The organism is Microbacterium sp. Leaf151, from assembly GCF_001424225.1.
Taxonomy (GTDB): Bacteria; Actinomycetota; Actinomycetes; order Actinomycetales; family Microbacteriaceae; genus Microbacterium.
In genome coordinates, this window is sequence record NZ_LMOR01000004.1 from 744,533 (window position 1) to 763,927 (window position 19,395).

The 19,395-nt window shown below is 70.7% G+C and carries 18 protein-coding genes; 3 read left to right on the forward strand and 15 right to left on the reverse strand.

Annotated features, from left to right (window positions below; translation table 11 throughout):
- Nucleotides 1-266: 266 nt before the first annotated feature.
- From ASF76_RS14135 to ASF76_RS14150, 4 genes are all read right to left on the reverse strand, one after another.
- Nucleotides 267-1,799 carry a dynamin family protein gene (locus ASF76_RS14135; RefSeq protein WP_082485099.1) on the reverse strand — a complete coding sequence of 511 codons (1,533 nt, stop codon included), beginning with the start codon at nt 1,797-1,799 and terminating at the stop codon, nt 267-269.
- Nucleotides 1,796-3,712: a dynamin family protein gene (locus ASF76_RS14140; RefSeq protein ID WP_082485101.1), complete on the reverse strand. Its 1,917-nt coding sequence runs from the start codon at nt 3,710-3,712 to the stop codon at nt 1,796-1,798. Before ASF76_RS14140 ends, ASF76_RS14135 begins: the two co-directional genes overlap by 4 nt.
- A 126-nt stretch (nt 3,713-3,838) precedes the next feature.
- The gene (locus ASF76_RS14145) at nt 3,839-4,687 is read right to left on the reverse strand and encodes a hypothetical protein (RefSeq protein ID WP_055959107.1); all 849 of its coding nucleotides are present in this window, start codon (nt 4,685-4,687) and stop codon (nt 3,839-3,841) included.
- A gap of 29 nt (nt 4,688-4,716) precedes the next feature.
- Nucleotides 4,717-5,562, reverse strand: a complete 846-nt coding sequence (locus ASF76_RS14150; protein ID WP_055959111.1) for a hypothetical protein — start codon at nt 5,560-5,562, stop codon at nt 4,717-4,719.
- A 434-nt stretch (nt 5,563-5,996) separates the two neighbouring features.
- Between ASF76_RS14150 and ASF76_RS14155 the strand changes: the two genes are divergently transcribed.
- Nucleotides 5,997-7,184, forward strand: a complete 1,188-nt coding sequence (locus tag ASF76_RS14155) for a class I SAM-dependent methyltransferase (protein ID WP_055959115.1) — start codon at nt 5,997-5,999, stop codon at nt 7,182-7,184.
- Between the two features lie 109 nt (nt 7,185-7,293).
- Here the strand turns inward: ASF76_RS14155 and ASF76_RS14160 are convergent, their stop codons facing one another.
- From ASF76_RS14160 to tsaB, 4 genes are read right to left on the reverse strand one after another with little or no spacing between them, the layout of a single operon-like run.
- Entirely contained in the window at nt 7,294-7,839 is a 546-nt protein-coding gene (locus ASF76_RS14160) for a hypothetical protein (RefSeq protein ID WP_055959119.1), read from the reverse strand.
- A complete protein-coding gene (tsaD, locus tag ASF76_RS14165; protein ID WP_156459268.1) occupies nt 7,836-8,954 on the reverse strand; it encodes a tRNA (adenosine(37)-N6)-threonylcarbamoyltransferase complex transferase subunit TsaD in 1,119 nt (372 codons plus the stop codon). Before tsaD ends, ASF76_RS14160 begins: the two co-directional genes overlap by 4 nt.
- A complete protein-coding gene (gene rimI, locus ASF76_RS14170; RefSeq protein WP_055959122.1) occupies nt 8,954-9,451 on the reverse strand; it encodes a ribosomal protein S18-alanine N-acetyltransferase in 498 nt (165 codons plus the stop codon). Before rimI ends, tsaD begins: the two co-directional genes overlap by 1 nt.
- The gene (gene tsaB, locus ASF76_RS14175) at nt 9,451-10,083 is read right to left on the reverse strand and encodes a tRNA (adenosine(37)-N6)-threonylcarbamoyltransferase complex dimerization subunit type 1 TsaB (RefSeq protein ID WP_055959126.1); all 633 of its coding nucleotides are present in this window, start codon (nt 10,081-10,083) and stop codon (nt 9,451-9,453) included. Before tsaB ends, rimI begins: the two co-directional genes overlap by 1 nt.
- Before the next feature lie 76 nt (nt 10,084-10,159).
- Between tsaB and ASF76_RS14180 the strand changes: the two genes are divergently transcribed.
- The gene (locus tag ASF76_RS14180) at nt 10,160-11,092 is read left to right on the forward strand and encodes an alpha/beta fold hydrolase (RefSeq protein WP_055959129.1); all 933 of its coding nucleotides are present in this window, start codon (nt 10,160-10,162) and stop codon (nt 11,090-11,092) included.
- A gap of 16 nt (nt 11,093-11,108) precedes the next feature.
- Here the strand turns inward: ASF76_RS14180 and tsaE are convergent, their stop codons facing one another.
- From tsaE to coaA, 5 genes are all read right to left on the reverse strand, one after another.
- Complete coding sequence (gene tsaE / locus ASF76_RS14185) at nt 11,109-11,612, reverse strand: tRNA (adenosine(37)-N6)-threonylcarbamoyltransferase complex ATPase subunit type 1 TsaE (RefSeq protein ID WP_055959132.1); 504 nt, start codon at nt 11,610-11,612, stop codon at nt 11,109-11,111.
- The gene (gene alr / locus ASF76_RS14190) at nt 11,609-12,730 is read right to left on the reverse strand and encodes an alanine racemase (RefSeq protein ID WP_055959135.1); all 1,122 of its coding nucleotides are present in this window, start codon (nt 12,728-12,730) and stop codon (nt 11,609-11,611) included. Before alr ends, tsaE begins: the two co-directional genes overlap by 4 nt.
- Nucleotides 12,727-13,185 (reverse strand): holo-ACP synthase, encoded by a 459-nt coding sequence (locus ASF76_RS14195; RefSeq protein ID WP_055959139.1) that lies wholly within the window; start codon nt 13,183-13,185, stop codon nt 12,727-12,729. Before ASF76_RS14195 ends, alr begins: the two co-directional genes overlap by 4 nt.
- 345 nt (nt 13,186-13,530) lie before the next feature.
- The gene (gene glmS / locus ASF76_RS14200) at nt 13,531-15,381 is read right to left on the reverse strand and encodes a glutamine--fructose-6-phosphate transaminase (isomerizing) (RefSeq protein ID WP_055959141.1); all 1,851 of its coding nucleotides are present in this window, start codon (nt 15,379-15,381) and stop codon (nt 13,531-13,533) included.
- A 78-nt stretch (nt 15,382-15,459) separates the two neighbouring features.
- Nucleotides 15,460-16,422: a type I pantothenate kinase gene (coaA, locus tag ASF76_RS14205; RefSeq protein ID WP_055959144.1), complete on the reverse strand. Its 963-nt coding sequence runs from the start codon at nt 16,420-16,422 to the stop codon at nt 15,460-15,462.
- A gap of 91 nt (nt 16,423-16,513) precedes the next feature.
- On the opposite strand from coaA, the gene ASF76_RS14210 reads away from it, so the two are divergent.
- A complete protein-coding gene (locus ASF76_RS14210) occupies nt 16,514-17,443 on the forward strand; it encodes a Ppx/GppA phosphatase family protein (RefSeq protein ID WP_055959147.1) in 930 nt (309 codons plus the stop codon).
- A gap of 109 nt (nt 17,444-17,552) precedes the next feature.
- Here ASF76_RS14210 and glmM read toward each other — a convergent pair whose 3' ends face one another.
- The gene (gene glmM / locus ASF76_RS14215; RefSeq protein ID WP_055959150.1) at nt 17,553-18,908 is read right to left on the reverse strand and encodes a phosphoglucosamine mutase; all 1,356 of its coding nucleotides are present in this window, start codon (nt 18,906-18,908) and stop codon (nt 17,553-17,555) included.
- Nucleotides 18,909-18,922: 14 nt separating this feature from the next.
- The gene (gene rpsI / locus ASF76_RS14220) at nt 18,923-19,384 is read right to left on the reverse strand and encodes a 30S ribosomal protein S9 (RefSeq protein ID WP_314452236.1); all 462 of its coding nucleotides are present in this window, start codon (nt 19,382-19,384) and stop codon (nt 18,923-18,925) included.
- Nucleotides 19,385-19,395 lie beyond the last annotated feature (11 nt).

A 19,395-nucleotide genomic window follows, 5' to 3' on the forward strand; every position in this document is an offset into this window, starting at 1 on the left:
CGATGAATCGTCCCGGAACCCTAGGCGCTGTCACGACCACCGTAGCGCAGCGCGGCTGCCGATCGAGGTCGCACCTGTCATCCCCCGACTCAGTGGTCAGGAGGCAAACGATGCTGCAGCTCGGCGGCCCGCGTCCTCGAACTCGACGAGCTCGAGACCATTACCGGCGACGTCGTCGAATCAGATGCGAGCGTCCGCGTCATCGGCACAAACGAGCGACACGGAGCGGCGTCACAAAGCGGTCAGACAACGCCGCGATCCACACGTCAGGCAGGTCCGCGCGAGAGCACCGCGTCCGACGCGACACCGCGGTCGGCGTCACCGGTCGCGTCGGGTCCGAGCAGATCGGATGCCGCACCCTCGACGCTGCGGACCACGCCGCGGCACAGGTCGGCGGTGTGGCGATCGGTCAGGGGCGACTCCGCGAGGGAGTGCCAGTGCGCGAGCAGGCCGTCGATACGCTCACGCTGCGCGGGAGGTGCCGCATCGTCGCCGAGACCCAACCGACGCGCGGGCGCGAGTCCTGACCCGCCCACGATCCGCTCCGCCTCGGCGAGTGCCTCGGCGTCGATTTCGGGCGGGGCGGTGCGCAGCTCCGCCAGCAGCGACAGCTCCCGCAGATCGTGGCTCTGCGCCGTGAGTCGCTCGATGGAAGCCAGCAGCCCGGCGGTGTGCGGGCGCGGGCGCTCGCGAACGAGACGTTCGACACTGTGCAGGATGCCGCGCGCCTTCAGCGCGAAGGCGCGACCGCGGAACTGGTCCTCGACGAAGCGCTGCACCTCGACCAGGCCGCTCTGCTGCACGAGCCGGTCGGACAGAGCCGACGACGTGGTCGCCCCGCCGCGGATGAGCGCCGCCGCCAGCCGCACTCCGAACAGGCCGAAGCGACGCAGCAGGCCGCGGCGTATCTCCACGCTCAGGGCGGTGTCGTCGGTTGCGCGAGTGAAGCGGTCGACGGTCAGCAGCAGCTTGTCGCGCGTCGCGCGGTCCATCAGCGCGATGTGACGGAGGGCGATGAACTCGCTCTCGCGGAGCGTGCGTCCCCCCTCGGCGAGGAGGCCCGCCACCGGCACCACGTCGAGCGCCAGGGCACGCAATTCGCCGTCGCGACGGTACCGGTCGGCGATCTTGGCCGCCGACAGCAGCGAGTCGATGCGGCCCGAGCCGATCTCGTCGGCGCGGGAGAGGACGGCCAGGGCGTTGACGGTCTGCGACTCCCCCGCGGCGGTGTCGCGGAAGGCCTCAAGGAACTTGAGGTCTTCGGCGTGCACGTGGCGGAGCAGGTAGATGATGGCATCCGCCGCCGTCGGGGTGTCTTTCGGGATGAAGAAGTCGGTCGATCGCGCCGAGTTCTCCACGGTGAGCGAGGCGATGCCGGGGGTGTCGATGAGGACCGTGGAACGGAGGCTCTCGCTCGGCCACGCCACATCGATCCAGGCGACCTCTTCGGCGGTGAACCCGCCCATGTCCAGCACCAGGCGCCCCTCGTGCCGGCGCACCGGACGCGAGATCCGACGGCCGTCGTGCAGGCGCAGATCCACGCGCGCGGTCGATCCGTAGCGGTACCACGTGATCGTGCGCGTGCACTCCCCCGCGTCGGTCGGGGCGATCCGCTCGCCGATGAGGGCGTTCAGCAGGGTCGACTTGCCCGCTTTGACGATGCCGGCCACGGCCAGGCGCAGGGGCTCGCGCAGCCGCGCGCGGAACGACTCCAGCACCTCGACCGCGGCCGCGTCATCGGCGTACGCGCTCAGGGCGTCGTCGACGATGCGGGCGACCTCCGGCAGCCCGGCGCTCACTGCCCGACCGCCGCGCGGGCGGGGCGTGCCGCCTCGAGCTCAGCCGTGGGGATGCGGCCGCGAAGGGCCTCGATGTCGCGCAGCTGCGCCTGCAGGGTGGTGATGCGCTTGTCGCGGTCGGCGGTGTAGGTCGCCGCGGCCTGCTTGGCCACCAGCACCGAGTCGCTGAGCGAACGGTGCAGTTCTTCGGCGATCGAGCCGAAGTGGTCGCGGGCGGTGCGCTGGACGACGCGCAGACGGTCCTTCAGCTGCTTGCCCACCTGGAAGACGGTGTCTTCGATGTGACGACGCAGGAGGTTCTTCGCCTCGTTCTGCCGACGCAGCAGTCGCGAGGACATGTCTTCGCGGAAGGCGCGGCGACCCACCAGGACGCCGGCGAGCAGCGACAGCGGGTTGATGAGCGAGAGGCCGACGATGCTGGTGGCGAGTCCCACCATCAGCACGCCGCCGTAGGAGCCGCGCACGCCGATGTAGATCTTCTCGGCGGCGCCCATCTTGCCGTCGTCGAGGTGCTGCAGCTCCTCGACCGGGTCGAGCAGGCCGTCGGTGCCGGCGACGTCGATCAGGGGGATCGAGCCCTCGCCCATGCGGAACTCGTCGGCCACCTGCTCGGCCAACCACTGGGACCGCTCGTTGGTCCAGACGAACGTCTCGGAGACGGCGGCGTTCACCCGCTGGTCGACCCACTCGGCGATCTGGTCCCAGATGGGGCCCGGGTCGCCCTCGTCGATGGCGGTCTCACCCTCGCGCTGCACCTTGCGGAGGCGGTCGCGCAGGTCGTGCTCGGTGTCGGAGATCAGGTCGGCGATACCGTCGGAGAGCGTGACCTGCCAGCGGGACGTGCGGCTGCGGAAATCGTCGGCCTTGGCCTTGGCATCCTCGAGTCGCGCGATCATGCCCGGTGTGTCCTCGGGGTGCAGCAGGGCGTTGAGCTCGGTCTTCACCGCCAGCGAGAGCTGGTCCGACACGGTCAGCAGGTCGTGCACGGCGGCGCGGCGGTTCAGGTCCTCCGCCTTGCCGAGCACGTCGCGGCGCAGATGCGCCACGAGCTCGGGGAAGCCGGACTCGTCGTTGAGTTCGCGGTCCTGCTGCTCGGCGGCCAGCAACCGCAGGTCGCTCGAGACGGCGAAAACGGGGACGTCGTCGATGTCGACGCCCAGCTCGTTCAGATGCTTCTCGTCGACGCGCTGGATCTCGCGCCACTCGGGGTAGAGATCGGTCTTCGACAGCACCGCCGCGACGTTCGGCGAGATGCGCATCGCGTGGCGCAGGAACTGGATCTCGGGCTCGGTGTACTCCTGCGACGCGTCGGAGACCAGAAGCACGGCGTGCGCGGTCGTGAGGGCGGCGAGGGTGGCGAGGGAGCGGGTCGATTCGAGCCCGCCGACTCCGGGCGAGTCCACGATGCGCAGACCCCCTTTGAGGATCTCGCGCGGCAGCAGCACCTCGGCGCCCACCACGTCACCGTCCTGCTCGTCATCGGCGCGGGAGGTGACGTAATCGGAGAGACGTTCGAAGGGGATGTCGACGCGGCGGACCTCGTGCGACTCTCCGCTCTCGCGTTTCACGAGCACGGTCGCGGATGGCTCCTCGGCGTAGCCCACGGAGGTCGGCACGCTGGTGGCGATGTCGTCGTCGACGGCGCAGGCGGGGGCGTTGATGAGGGCGTTGACCAACTTGCTCTTGCCCTGCTTGAACTGCCCGACGATGACCACGCGCACGTGCGGGTCCTGCAGCCGGGCACGGGTGCTCGTCAGCTTCTCGACCAGGTCCTCACGCCCGAGGACTCCGGAGTACTTGCGCGCCCGTTCGACGAGGGCTGCCAGTTCGGCTGCCGGCGCCGGGCTCTTCCTCCCGTCCTCGGCGGCACCGTTCGGCGCGGGAGACGTGGTGGGCTGGGCCGGTGCGGACACGCGGGGAACCTCTCGGTCGGGCCGACGCCTCTTCGACGTCGAAGGATCTGGGAACGACGATAGCCCCGGGCGGGAGAACCCGCCCAGGGCTACCGTTCAGACGCTTCCGTGGGTACGGATGGCGACTCAGGCGTCGAGATCGGCGTCGGGGAGCTGCACGTCCACGACCTCGGAGTTGCCGGAGCCCCAGATGACGTCGGCGTTGATCGTCCAGTCCTGCGACTCGGTCGAGCTGAAGTCGTCGTTGAACGAGTCGGTCAGGTCGACGTTGACGGACTCGTCGTTGTACGAGTTGTCGATCGACCAGTCCTGCGAGTTGTCCGTGAGCTCGACCGAGATGTCGGTCGTGTTGCCCACGTTGTCCCACGTGGTGATCTCGGTGGTGTTGTCGATGTTGATGTCGCCCTCGGCGTCGAAGTTGGTCGACGCGTCCAGCGAGCGCGAGATCGAGACGTCGCCGCCGGCGGCCACGGCGCCCTCACCCGAGGCGGTCACGGCGCTGCTGCTGAAGTCCTGGGTGATTCCGCCACCGAGGACGTTCTGGTTGACCGACTGGTCGACGATGGTCGACTGGCTGTAGATCGAGGCGTTGCCGCCGCCACCCGCACCGCTCCAGCCGGAGAAGCCCGTGTTGTACTCGCGGACACCCGCGTTGGTGGAGTTGTCCTCGGTGGACTCGTCCCAGTAGGAGTTGTGCGAGTCGACCGTCACGACGGCGTCCACCGAGTTGTCCGAGTTGTCGGAGTTGTCGTTGAACGAGCCGTCGATGCTCCAGTCCGTGTTGCCGGAGTCGATGTTGCCGGAGTCGACGATCGTCGTCTCCGACGTGTTGGTCTCCTCGGACGAGTTGTCGACATTGCCGACGTTCTCGAGCGTGAGGCCCAGGTTGTTGCTGTTGTCCGAGTTGGTCTCGTTACCGACGTTGACCCAGCCCTCGTTACCCGAGTCGTTCACGTCACCGATGTTCCACACCATGATGTTGGTTCCTTACTTTACGAAGAGGCTCAGGCCAGGGGCAGGTTGAGGTCGGCGGTGTTGAAGCTGTCCACGACCGCGGTGATGTCGACGTCGATCGCGGTGTCGCTCTCGAACACCTCGGAGGTGTTGAACGAGCCGTCGGCCGAGTAGTTCTCCGAGAAGTCGTTGAACGAGTCGGTGACGTCGATGACGGTGGAGCTGTCGGTGTACGAGTAGTCCAGGTTGTACTCGTTCATCGAGTCCGTGATCGTGGTGATCGTGGTCTCGTTGCCGATGTTGATGTCGCCGCCGGCGCTGAAGTTGCTGGACTCGTCGACCGAGTAGTCCCAGTCGACGTTGCCGCCAGCTGCGATCGAGCCTTCACCCGAAGCGGTGACCGAGGAGTTGTCGAACGACTGGTCGACACCGCCGTCGACCGCGAGGTTCTGGTTGACCGACTGGTCGACGATCGTGGAGCTGCTCCAGATCTCGGTGTGGCCAGAGCCTGCAGCCGCCGCCGAGGACGAACCCGCGCCGCCCCAGACGCCGGTGTTGTACTCGCGGACGCCCGCGTTCACCGAGTTGTCGGTGCTGGAGGCGTCGGTGTACTCGTTGTACGAGCCCTCGGTCCAGTCGAGGTCGACGGAGTTGTCCGAGTTGTCCGAGTTGTCGTTGCCGGAGTCGGTGATGACGGTCGACTCGTTGTTCGAACCCTCGTTGAAAGATCCGTCCACACCGATCGTGGTGTCGTTGGTGACGGTCTCGGTGTTGGTCTCGTTGAACGAGTCCGTGGCCCCGAGGTCGACGTTGACCGAGTTGTCCTCATTGGTCTCGTTGAGCGAGTCCGCGACGGCCGTGTTGAGCGAGTTGTTGATGTCGCCGGTGGTAGGCATTTCTTCCATCCCATTCTCGGGCCGCGGCCCGCAGTACTGTTCGTTCTTCGAGAGTAAGAACGGCCCGCATATCCGGCATCGGGGGCCTCCCCGGTATCGGGTAGGGGGGACCCCGGGGTTTCTGGGGAGGGGGAGGGGGACCGCGGGGATATCCGCCGCTCGGGCCCGGTGGCTTCGACGAGCGCAGCCACCTCAGACCCCGAGTCTGCGACGGGCCCTACCCCACGGGTAAAGGCCCCGACGCTGAAGGACCCTGAGCTCGTCGAAGGGTCCGACCCTGCGGAGGAGTACAGGCCCCGCCGAAAAACCCGAGCCCGTCGACGTGCCCCACCCCATGCATAAGACCCCGCCGCCGCAGGACCCTGAGCCCGTCGAAGGGTCCGCACCCCGCCGCCCCGCCCGGCCCCGTGGATTGGCGCGCCTAGGCTGGTTCGGTGGACACCGCCGAGCTCACCGCCCTGCTGACCCCCGAGGGCCTCCGCCTGCTCGACGGCATCGGCCCCCTCGCCTCGACCGACGACGCGGCGCGCGCCGTCTCGCGGCTCAGGGCGGCTGGACACTCCCCCGACCTGGTCGCCGCCGTCGTGGGGCAGGCCCGCCTCCGGGTGCGGGCGGCGGCGAAGTTCGGCCCGTTCGCCGACCGGATGCTGTTCACCCGCGCGGGGCTCGAACAGGCGACGCGCCTGTCGATCGCCGCCCGTCATGCGGGGCGGTTCCGCGACGCCGGGATGATGAGCGTCGCCGACCTGGGCTGCGGAATCGGCGGCGACGCGCTCGGCCTTGCCGGTCTCGGCATCCGGGTCCACGCCGTCGACGCCGATGAGGTGACGGCCGCGATCGCCGCGTACAACCTCGCGCCCTTCGGCGAGGCCGCGACCGTGGCCCACGCACGCGCGGAAGACGTCGATCTGTCGGAAACGGATGCCGTGTGGCTCGACCCCGCACGACGTACCGCCGGCCACGCGGAGACGCGACAGGTGGCGTCCGCGGAGTGGTCGCCGTCGCTCGACTGGGTCTTCGATGTGCTGCGGCGCACCCCGGGCGGCGTGAAGCTCGGCCCGGGCTTCGACCGCACGCAGATCCCCGACGACGTCGAAGCCCAGTGGATCAGCGCCGACGGCTCCACGATCGAGCTGGTGCTGTGGGCGGGCGCCCTGGCACGTGAGCGGGTGCGGCGGGCGGCGCTCGTGGTGCGCAGCGGTGACGCCTGGGAGCTCACCGCCCCCGCCGACAGTCCCGACGTCGAGGCGCGCGAGCTCGGCGCCTTCGTGCACGAGCCGGATGGGGCGGTGATCCGCGCCCGGCTCATCGGCGAGGTCGCCCGCGCCCTCGACGCGGGGATGGTGGCGGACGGGATCGCCTATCTGACCTCGGATGCGGCGCTCACCAGCCCGTTCGTCTCGACGTTCCGGGTGCGCGAGCAGCTCCCGGTGGACACGAAGAAGCTCGCGCAGGCCTTGCGCGCACGGGGCATCGGGACGCTGGAGATCAAGAAGCGCGGCGTCGACATCGACCCCGCCATCCTGCGCAAGAAGCTCTCGCTGCGTGGAGACGAATCGGCGACGCTCATCGTGACGCGCGTGGGGTCCAAGCGCCTCGCCGTGCTCGCCGATCGCGTGTGAGAGCACGGCTCACCCCGCCACCGCCGCACACCGCGGAGCCCGACGACGCACGCCGCGGAGCCCGGCGACGCACGCGGCGAAGACCGGCGACGCACCGCCACGACCCCGCTCAGACGACGGCGAGCTGCGAGAAGCCCCAGACGAGCCAGCCGACACTGAAGACGAGCGAGAGCACGGCGAGGCACAACGCCCACACGGCGGACCGACGACTGTCGTGCGGCCGCCGGAGCGACAGCGTCGCGAAGATGACGCCGGTCACCCCCAGCGGCAGGAGCCACCCCGTGAACAGGGATCCCAGCAGCGCGACGGTCGCCAGCGCGAGCGCCCACGGCGCCAGGGACGGCGGTGCGGGCGGTACCGGGGGCACGTAGGGGATGAGGTGATCGCCGAACGCGGCCATCTCGAGCTGGGCCGTGGGTAGGCGTTCGGGGTCGTCGTCGAACGGCGGGACCGACGGGGCGGACACCGCCGCCCCGGATGCCGCGGTGGCCGGCACCGCCGGGCTCCCGCCCGGGGCCGCGATCGTGCGGGTGGTCGATGCAGCCCCCGGCTCCGCCGGAGCGGAGTCCTCGGCCCTCGCACCCACCGCCGTGTCGCCACCGGATGCCGTGGTGTCTTTGCGCGCGCGCCGCGTCGGCGGCGGCACCTCGGTCACGATGCCGCTCCGGCGCGCGGCGACGACTCGGCGCGGAGGATCGGGGGCTCGGCATCCGGATCCTCGGCGACCTGGATCTCGGTCACCGGCAGGGTCGAGTCCGCGCCGAACGCGAGAGTCGAGGGGCGCCGACCCGAGGCGATGAGCTCGGCGGCGAGCGCGGCGATCATCGCACCGTTGTCGGTGCACAGGCGCAGGGGCGGGATGCGCACGGCGACGCCGGCGGCGCCGGCACGCTCGAGGGCGACGTCGCGCAGACGTTTGTTGGCGATGACGCCTCCGCCGAGGAGCAGACGGGGAACACCGTGGCGCGCGCACGCGTCGAGGGCCTTGGTGACGAGCACGTCGACGACGGCCTCGCGGAAGGAGGCCGCGACATCGGCCACCGGCACGGGCCGCCCCGCGGCCTCGTGCTGCTCGACCCAGCGCGCGACGGCCGTCTTCAGCCCCGAGAACGAGAAGTCGTAGCGGTGGGATGCCATGTCGGAGGCCCGCGACAGCCCGCGGGGGAATCGGATCGCGGTGGGATCGCCGGTCGCTGCGGCGCGATCGATCTCGGGTCCGCCGGGGTACGGCAGCTTCAGCAGCCGCGCAACCTTGTCGAAGGCCTCTCCGGCGGCATCGTCCATCGTCTCGCCGAGCTGTTCGACATCGCTCGTGAGGTCGCGCACCAGCAGCAGCGAGGTGTGTCCACCGCTGACCAGCAGAGCGACCGTGGGGTACTCGAGCTCGCCGGCATCGGCGTCGAGGATGTCGGCCGCGATGTGCCCGACGAGATGATTCACGGCGTAGAGCGGCTTGTCGAGCGCGACGGCGAGCCCCTTCGCCGCCCCGACACCGACCATCAGGGCGCCGGCGAGCCCGGGCCCACTGGTGACGGCGACGGCATCGAGGTCTCCGAGGGTCACCCCGGCCTCGGCGAGGGCGGCGTCGATGGAAGGCTGCAGGGCCTCGAGGTGCGCGCGGGCGGCGACCTCGGGAACCACACCTCCGTACCGGGCGTGTTCGTCCATGCTCGAAGCGATGGTGTTGCTGAGCAGCTGCCGGCCGCGGACGATGCCGATGCCGGTCTCGTCGCAGCTGGTCTCGATGCCGAGCACGAGGGGCGCGTTCATCAGCACCACCCCTTTCCGGTCGTGGTGGTGGTGGAGCGGGTGGCCGCCCACCCCCGAAGATCGAGCTGCATGACGATCGCGTCGACGTCGTCGGGCTGGTAATACCGCGGGCGGCGACCCACCTCGATGAAGCCCTCCGAGGCGTACAGCGCATGCGCGACGGGGTTGTCCGCCCGCACCTCGAGGAACACCTGATGCACATCGCGGCGCACGGCCTCGCCGAGCAGTTCACCCAGCAGCGCCCGGCCGCGACCGCGGCCTCGCGCCGTCGCTGAGACGGCGATGGTCTGCACATCGGCATCTCGCGCCCCGCGCACGGCGCGCAGTCCCGCGTAGCCGACCAGGCGCTCCCCCTCTTCGACGACGACGTACCAGCCGTGCGGCGAGGCGAGCTCCTCGCGCATCATGGCCGCGCTCCACGCGTCGGTCGGGAACGAGGCGTTCTCGAGCGCCATGATCGCGTCGAGGTCGGAGACCGTGGCGGTACGCGTGGCCATCAGCTGACCCGCTTCGGTGCGTGCGCGGCGACCACGTCGGGGCTGCGCAGGTACAGCGGTTCCCCGTCGGCGAGGGTACGGCCGGCGTCGAGGGCGCGCGCGGCGGCGAGCGCGATCATCGCGGCCGAGACCCTCGTGGTCTCGATCCGCACGGCTCCGAGATCGGCCAACCGTTCGTCGAGGTCGTCACGGGGGCTGAGCGCGGCATCCGTAATGCGCACGGGGAGTCCGTCGTCGTCGATCCCGTCGTAGACGCTGTACGCGAACTCGCGACGACGGGCGTCGGTGACGACGGCGAAGCGGGGGGTGTCGACGCCGGTCAGGGCATCGGCCAACAGCACGCCGAGGGCGACGGCGTCGTGGCTGGGCACGGGGACCACCGGAACGCCGCGTCCGAGCGCGTACACCCGCGCGGCGGCGATGCCGACGCGCAGTCCGGTGAACGGCCCCGGTCCCATGCCGATCGCAACGTGCGTCGGAGCGGGAACGACCGCCGTCGCCCGCCGCAACAGGTCGCCGATCACCTCCGCGTGGCCGAGGGGATTCGCGCTCTGCTCGTCGGCGAGCACCTCCCCGTCGCGGGCGATCGCCGCGACGGCGGTGCCGAGCGAGGTGTCGATGCCGATGATCACGGTTCCAGGGTATCCGGCCCCTCCGACACCGCCCCGTGGCGGCATCCGTTCGCGCCGTCCGCTCCGAAGAAGGACCATGGATGCCACCCAGCTCGGCCTCCGTCGTGTGGTCGTGCCCACCGGCGTAGGGCCCATCGTCGTCCACGCGGGTCGCGGTTCGGGTAGTCCGGTCGCCACGGTCCTGCTCCATGGGGCGGCAGGGTCCTGGACGACGTGGATGCCGATGCTCTCGGCGTCCACGAAACGTGTGTCCGATGTGATCGCGGTCGACCTTCCGGGGTGGGGCGAGACGCCCGGCCCCGTTCCCGACCCGGCGGAGCTCGCCGTCGCGATCGCGGCCGTCGCGCGCGCCCTCGGCTACCCGCGATGGCGGGTGGTCGGACACTCGCTCGGCGGAGTCATCGCACTCGACATCGCCGCCCGCTTCCCCCGCGAGACCGTCGCCGTCGGCGTCGTGTCGCCGAGCGGAGCGGGCGCTCGGGCCGTCACCCGCCGTCCGCTCTCGGGTGCCGTGCGCCTCCCGTGGCTGGCTGGCATGGTGGCGGCGATGCGGGTGCTGCGCGCAATCGGGCCGGTCTCGGGTCCGTTGCTGCGGGGGCTGCGGCGCACCGGGCTGCTCCGCGTCCTCGCACGACCGCTGTTCCGGCATCCCGACCGCGTGGACCGCTCCCTGACCGACGCCCTCGCCTCGGAGATCCGCCCGGCGGCGTTCCTCGCGGCCGCGAGGGTCTCGCGCACGCACGACGATGGCGTCTGGCGCCGCATCGTGTGCCCCGTGCGGTCGGTGCGGGGCAGCCACGACGTCTTCGTCGCCGCGAGCGACCCTCGCGCCTGGAGGCGGTTGCTGCGCGACTACGACGACGTCGTGCTCGACGACAGCGGGCACTTCGCCCACGTGGAGCAGCCCGTCGAGACGCTACGGGCACTCCGAGACGTCTGGGCGGTCGACCGTCCGCCGGGGCGATCCACCCGGGCGCAGCCGCAGTCGGCGGGCACCGGAACGCGCTGATCGTTCCGTCGGCAGGTCAGGGCCGACGCGAGATCGTCACCGTCCGTGGCGCATCGACGTCAAGCTCGACGGTGTGCACGGCGATCTCACCGCACGCATTGTCGACGCCGCGGCCGCCGAGGTGCCGGTCGATCTCGATCTCCCACCACGCATCCGACAGGTGTTCGGCGACGCCTCGCCCCCACTCCACGATCACGGCCGAATGCGCCACGTCGATGTCGAGGTCGTCGAGCTCGACCGCCGCTCCCAGCCGGTAGGCGTCCACGTGCACCAGCGATGTGCCGCCCACCAGCGAGGGGTGCGTGCGGGCGATGACGAACGTGGGGCTCTGAACGGGACCACGGATGCCGAGTCCCTCGCCGATCCCGCGCGTCAGGGTCGTCTTGCCAGCGCCGAGGGGCCCGGTGAGCACGACCACGTCTCCGGGCGCCAGAGCGCGGCCGATCGCGCGGCCCAGTTCGTGCATGTCGGCGGGCTCTGCGATCTCGCGCGTGCCCAGCAGCTCGTCGGGTACGCTCACGCGTCGACCTCCCGCCGGGGGACGCGAGCACCCACGCGCGTGACGATCTCGTAGTCGATGGTGTCGGCGGCATCCGCCCAGTCACGAGCCGAGGGCGCCCCCAGGGTCGGATCGCCGAAGAGCACGACCTCGTCGCCCAGCGCGACCGGGTGATCGCCGACGTCGACGACGAACTGGTCCATCGCGATGCGACCGGCGACCGTGAAGCGGCGACCGCCGATCGACACCGGTCCGCGTCCCGACGCCTGACGGGGAACGCCGTCGGCGTAGCCCAGCGGTACGAGCACGAGGGTCGTGTCGCGCTCTGTGCGGTAGTCGTAGCCGTACGATACCCCGGTGCCGGCGGGAACGCGCCGCACCGCGGCCACTGCTCCGCGCAGTGTCATGGCCGGCCGCAGGCCCAGGTCGGCGGCCGTACGGTCGGCCAGGGGCGAGACGCCGTACAGACCGATTCCGATCCGCACGCACCCCAGCCGTGCTTCGGGGAGGGTGATCGCCGCGTTCGTCGCCGCGATGTGCCGCAACGGCGGGTTCAGTCCCGCGGCTGCGGCGAGCGCCACGCCCTCTTCGAAGCGGGCGAGCGCCGCGCGATCGTCGTCGAGGCTGGTGTTGGACAGGTGCGAGAAGATCCCGATCACCCGCACGCGCCCGATGCGTTCCAGTCGCGCCGCCTCGGAGAACACGGTCCGCCACTGGTCGGGGGCGATACCGTTGCGCGACAGTCCCGTCTCGATCTTGAGGTGGACGCTCGCCGGTCGTCCACCCGCGAACGCCTCTCCGGCGCGCTGCAGCTGGTCGAGATCGGAGACGCCGAGTTCGATGTCGTGCCGCGCGGCCTCGGCGAACGACGCCCCCGGCGCGTGCAGCCACGCGAAGAGCGGCGCGCGCAGGCCCGCTCGTCGCAGGGCGAGCGCCTCGTCGATGTCGGAGACGCCGATGCGCGTCGCGCCGCCCTCGAGCGCCGCGAGGGCCGTGCGGAGGGCACCGTGACCGTAGCCGTCGGCCTTCACCACCGCGATGATCTGCGAGCCCGTCAGCGTGCGCAGGTGCCGCACGTTCTCGGTGATCGCTTCGACGTCGATGAGCGCTTCGCGCAGCACTCCCCGCGGAAGTCTCATGCGGTGTCCTCTCTGGCGGTGTCGGGGGCGGATGCCGAGGGCTCCGCCGCCGTGTCGGGTACGGCGGACGCCGCGTTCTCCCGCATCGGCGCGGGTACACCGGACGCTGCCTCGGCGATGACGTACGCCGTCGCGAGTCCCGCGTCGTGCGACATCGACAGGTGCAGGGCGGTGATCCCCCGACCGGCGACGGTGGCGGCGGTCTCTCCGGTCAGCGCGAAGATGGGGCGCCCCGACGGTTCGGAGGCGACCTCGATGTCGGTCCAGTGCACCCCGTCCGATCCGCCGAGCGCTTTGATCAGCGCCTCTTTCGCGGCGTACCGCGCGGCGAGCGAGCGGGGCTTGAGCACGCGCTCGGCGGGGGCGAACAGCCGCGGAAGAAGTCGTGGGGTCCGCGCCAGGGTCGCGGCGAACCGCGGCACGTCGACCACGTCGACGCCGATTCCGACGATCATGCGCCCTCCCCTCGTGGCATCCTCTCCATTCTGCCGGTGCAGGCCGACGTCGGGCCGCCGCTCCTGCCGCCCGACGCAGGCTGCGGGGCCTTTAAAGCCACAGCCCGAGCACGACGCGGGAAAGTTGCCCGTCATCCGTCGTTAAGGCGCCCCGCCGAGCTCCCTCGTGCGCAGATCTCCCGCGTCGTGTCGCCCCGGTCGGGATCCCCGCCCCACGCTCGCGGGCTGCACCCGGGACCCGCCCCAGCTCCAGGCCGCCGACGCCAGCGCCGAGCCCCACGCACCCGCTCCCCGGAAACGACGAAGGGGCCGGATGCCACGGCATCCGGCCCCGAAGACGACGGGTTACTCCACCGTCACCGACTTCGCCAGGTTGCGCGGCTGGTCGACATCGAGGCCCTTGGCCTCGGCGAGGCCCATCGCGAAGATGTGCAGCGGCACGACGGCCAGCAGCGGCTCGAACAGCGGGGCGGCGAGAGGGATGCGCAGCACCTCGTCGGCGGCGGGGAGCACGGCGACGTCACCCTCTTCGGCGATCGCGATCACGCGGGCGCCGCGCGCGCGGATCTCCTCGATGTTCGAGACGACCTTCTTGTGCATCTCGCCCGAGCCACGCGGCGACGGCACCACGACGAACACGGGCTGGCCCGGCTCGATGAGGGCGATGGGCCCGTGCTTGAGTTCGCCGGCTGCGAAGCCCTCGGCGTGGATGTACGCCAGTTCTTTCAGCTTGAGCGCCCCCTCGAGCGCGATCGGGTATCCGACGTTGCGGCCGAGGAAGAGGACTGAGCGCGTGTCGGCCATCCAGTGGGCGAGCTGTTCGATGCGCGCCTGCTCGCTCTCGAGCACGCGGGCGATCTTGCCCGGTACGGCCTCGAGCTCGGCGACGGCCTCGACGGCTGCGACGGGGTCGACGGCGCCGCGGATGCGGCCCACGTGCAGCGCGAGCAGGTAGAGCGCGGTGATCTGCGCGACGAAGGCCTTCGTGGAGGCCACGGCGACTTCGGGACCGGCGTGGGTGTAGACGATGGCGTCCGACTCGCGCGGAATGGTCGCGCCCTGCGTGTTGCAGATCGACAGCGTCTTGGCCCCGCGCGAACGGGCGTACTTCACCGCCATGAGCGTGTCCATGGTCTCGCCCGACTGGCTGATCGAGACGACCAGCGTGCGATCCGAGAGCACCGGGTCGCGGTAACGGAACTCGTGGGCGAGCTCGACGTCGACGGGCACGCGCGTCCATGTCTCGAGCGCGTACTTGCCGACCATGCCGGCGTACGCGGCGGTGCCGCACGCGATGATGAGGATGCGGTCGATGTCGGCGAGGAAGTCATCGAGTCCCTCGAGCTCGGGGATCTCGACCCGGCCCTCGTGGATCCGGCCGCGCAGCGTGTTGGCGACGGCTTCGGGCTCTTCCGAGACCTCTTTCGCCATGAACGAGGACCAGCCGCCCTTCTCGGCCGCCGAGGCGTCCCACGTGACCTCGAACGCCTCGACCTCGACCGGCGCGCCCGAGAAATCGGTCACCTCGACACCCTCGGGGGTGATGGCCACGATCTCGTCCTGGCCAATCGCGAGGGCGTTGCGGGTGTGCTCGACGAAGGCGGCGACGTCGGAGCCGAGGAAGTTCTCGCCCTCGCCGAGGCCGATGACCAGCGGAGAGTTGCGGCGCGCGCCCACGACGAGACCCGGGTGGTCCTGGTGCATGGCGAGGAGCGTGTAGGCGCCCTCGAGGCGCGAGACGACCGCACGGAACGCCTGCACCAGGTCCTTGGTGCGGGCGTACTCGCGGCCGATCATGACGGCAGCGACCTCGGTGTCGGTCTCGCTGCGGAACGCGAAGCCCTCGCCGACCATCTCGCTCTTGAGCTCGGCGAAGTTCTCGATGATGCCGTTGTGGATGACGGCGAGCTTGTCGTCGTCGGCGAGGTGCGGGTGCGCATTGGCATCCGTCGGTCCGCCGTGCGTCGCCCAGCGCGTGTGGCCGATGCCGGTGGTGCCGTTTGGCATGGGCGTGGCCACGAGGTCGTCACGGAGCACCGCGAGCTTTCCCGCGCGCTTGCGCATGTCGAGGGTGCCCTCACCGTCGATCACGGCGATGCCGGCGGAGTCGTAGCCCCGGTATTCCAGCCGAGACAGTCCGGCGAGAAGGATGTCCTGGCTCTGCCGAGGACCCACGTAACCGATGATTCCGCACATGAGCCCCCATCCTACGGGGCGATGCCGAGCGCCCCCTGCGACCGCACCCGACGCCGCGCAGACCGGCGAGAGGCGGCCCTAGAGCTTTCGCAACAGCACCGACTCGACCGTGTGGTCGGCGCCCTTCTGCAGCACGAGCCCCGCACGGTGTCTCGTCGGTAGGACGTTCTCCTCGAGGTTGGGGAGGTTGATCTCGCGCCAGTAACCGAGGGCGCGTTCCACGGCCTCCTCGTCGCTGATGTCGGCGAACACGCGGAAGAACGACGTCGGGTTCGTGAAGGCGTTGTCGCGCAACGCGAGGAACCGCTCGACGTACCACTTCTCGATGTGGGCGGCGTCGGCGTCGACGTAGATCGAGAAGTCGAACAGGTCGCTCACGGCGACCTCGTTCGGCGAGGGCGGTGGCTGCAGCACGTTCAGCCCCTCGACGATGACGACATCGGGTCGGTGCACGGTGACGTGGGCGTCGGGCATGATGTCGTACCGCACGTGCGAGTAGAAGGGTGCACGCGCCTCTTCGGCGCCCGACTTCACCTCGCTGAGGAACTGCACCAGCGCCCGCCGGTCGTACGACTCGGGGAAACCCTTGCGATCCATGAGTCCGCGGCGTTCGAGCTCGGCGTTCGGATAGAGGAAGCCGTCCGTGGTGACCAGCTCCACCCGGGGGGTGTCGGGCCAGCGGCTCATGAGTTCACGCAGCAGGCGGGCGATGGTCGATTTGCCGACCGCCACGGACCCGGCGACGCCGATGACGAACGGGGTCGTGGCATCCGGTTCGCCGAGGAACTCGCTCGTGTCGGCACCCAGTCGGCGCGTCGCGCGTGCGTAGAGGCTCAGCAGCCGGCTGAGGGGCAGGTACACCTCGGCGACCTCGCGAGGGTCGAGGCGGTCACCGATCCCGCGCAGCTGCACGATCTCGTTCTCGGTCAGCGGCTGCGGGAGTCCGCCGGCCAAGCGCGACCAGTCGTCGCGGTCGATCTGACGGTAGGGGCTCAGCGACGGCGCGGGAGCGTCGGTCTCGGCGGCGGACACCCGCCCCATGCTACCGGCGCGATCGCGCTCTCCCGGCTGGCTCCCGCGCGGCCCCACCGCGGGCACCGGGAGGCGGGGTCGGCGCCACTACGCTCGGAGCGTGCGCCTGGGAGTCCTCGACATCGGTTCGAACACCGTCCACCTGCTCGTCGCCAACGCCCGCGCGGGGGGCCGGCCGACGGCCACCACCTCCCACCGCTCGGTGCTGCGCCTCATGCGCTACCTGCAGCCGGACGGCTCCATCTCGCCCGAGGGCGTGACCGGACTCGTGGATGCCGTGGCCGCGGCGTGCGCGCACGCGCGCGCCGAGGGGGTGGATGAACTCCTCGCGACGGCGACCTCGGCCGTGCGCGAGGCGACCAACGGCGAGGCGGTCATCGCGCAGATCGAAGACGTCCTCGGCCAACCGCTCCAGGTCCTCGGCGGCGAGACGGAAGCGCGTTTCACCTACCTGGCGGTGCGGCGGTGGTTCGGCTGGTCGGCGGGGCAGATCCTGCTGTTCGACATCGGCGGCGGCTCCCTCGAGATCGCCGGCGGCGGAGACGAGCTGCCCGACCTCGCCGAATCGGTGCCGCTGGGCGCCGGACGCTCCACGGTGCAGTTCCTGCCGCACGATCCGCCCAGCGCCGATGAGATCGACGCGCTGCGCCAGCACGCGATGGCCGTCCTCGCGCCGGTGGCCGCGCGCTTCGCCGCGCTCCCCCGGCCAGACCACGTGGTGGGGTCGTCGAAGGCGATCCGCTCGCTCGCCAAGCTCGCGGGCTACCCGGTGCCGGGATGGTCGGGCATCGACCGCATGGTGCTGCCGCGCCGGGAACTGAAGGACTGGATCCCGCGACTGGCCCGCATCCCCGCCGAGGCGCGTGAAGCGCTCCCCGGAATCACCGCCGACCGCACGTTCCAGATCGTCGCCGCGGCCGTGGTCGTGGAGCGGGCGATGAAAGCGCTCGACGTCGAGGAGCTCGAGGTCTCCCCCTGGGCACTGCGCGAGGGAGTCCTCCTGCGCTACATCGAGTCGCTGGAGTACTGACCCCTCCCCGCTGCCTCCGGTCGTATGCTCGCCCGGCGCGGGGCACGCGAGGAGTCGCCCGAGGTCAGCGAGCCGAGCATCCGCCCGACCTGGGCGAGCAGGTGTCGCGTCAGAGCGCGAGACGCTCCCGAACGACGTCGGCCAGACGATCCGCGTGGGCGCGGGCTACCTCTTCGCTCGCCGCCTCCACCATCACGCGCACGAGCGGCTCGGTGCCGGACGCGCGCAGCAGCACACGGCCGGAATCGCCGAGGTCGGCGATCGAGGCGGTCACCGCCTCCTGAACGCCCTCGTCGGTCACGCCGTCGCGGTCGACGCCGCGAACATTGACGAGTACCTGCGGGTACACCGTCATCAGCGACGCGAGTTCGGCGAGGGTCTTGCCCTGCCGGGCCATCTCGGCCACGATGTGCAACCCCGTCAGCAGACCGTCGCCGGTGGTGGCGAAGTCGCTCATGATGACGTGGCCCGACTGCTCCCCGCCCAGGGAGTAGCCCCCCTCGTTCATGGCCTCGAGCACGTAGCGGTCGCCGACGCCGGTCTGCAGGACGCGGATGCCGTGGTCGGCCATCGCGCGGTGCAGCCCGAGATTGCTCATGACCGTGGCGACGAGGGTGTCGTCGACGAGCGCGCCGCGCTCCTTCATCGCCACCGCGAGGATCGCCATGATCTGATCGCCGTCGACCACGTTGCCCTGCGCGTCGACGGCGAGGCAGCGGTCGGCGTCACCGTCGTGGGCGATGCCGACATCTGCTCCGAGACGCACGACGGCTTCGGCGAGCACGTCGAGGTGCGTCGAGCCCACGCCGTCGTTGATGTTGAGCCCGTCGGGCTCGGCGCCGATGACGGTGACGATCGCGCCCGCGTCCTTGAAGGTCTCGGGCGACACGCCGGCGGCGGCACCGTGCGCGCAGTCGAGCACGACGTGGATGCCGTCGAGGCGGTGCGGCAGCGAGGCCAGCAGGTGAAGCACGTACCGGTCTTCGGCGTCGGCGAAACGCCGGATGCGACCGACACCCGCACCCGTGGGCTGCAGGCGGTCCCACTCGAGGGCGAGCTCGATGCGCTGCTCGACGATGTCGGGCAGCTTCTTACCGCCTCGGGCGAAGATCTTGATGCCGTTGTCGGGAGCGGGGTTGTGCGACGCCGACACCATCACACCGAAGTCGGCGTCGTGGTCGGCGATGAGGAAGGCCAGGGCGGGCGTGGGGATGACCCCCGCATCGAGCACGTCGACGCCCGACGACGCGAGTCCCGCCGAGACCGCCGCCGCGAGGAACTCCCCCGAGACGCGCGGGTCGCGCGCGACGACGGCGGTGAGCCGGCGGCCTTCGGCCTTGCGCGCCTCCGCAGAACGGCCCTGGCCCAGGACGACAGCAGTCGCCTGGGCCAGGTGCAGCGCGAGTTCGGCGGTGAGGAGGCCGTTGGCCAGCCCCCGCACCCCGTCCGTGCCGAAAAGAGGCATCCGGATCGTCGAACTCAGCGCTTGGAGTACTGGGGCGCCTTGCGGGCCTTCTTGAGACCGGCCTTCTTGCGCTCCTTGACGCGAGCGTCACGCGAGAGGAAGCCGGCCTTCTTCAGGGTGGGGCGGTTGTTCTCTTCGTCGATGCCGTTCAGCGAACGGGCGATTCCGAGACGCAGCGCGCCGGCCTGACCCGAGGGGCCTCCACCGGAGATGCGCGCGATCACGTCGTACGAGCCCGCGAGCTCGAGAACCGTGAACGGATCGTTGATCAGCTGCTGGTGCAGCTTGTTCGGGAAGTAGTCCTCGATCGTGCGGCCGTTGACCGTGATCGTGCCCGAACCGGGGATGAGGCGCACGCGGGCGATGGCCTGCTTGCGACGGCCGACGGCTGCGCCGGGGACCGAGAGCACGGGGCGCGAGGCTTCGACGGTCGACTGCTCGGCCGGCGTTTCGGTGCTGTAGTTGCTGGGGTCGATGTTCGACACTG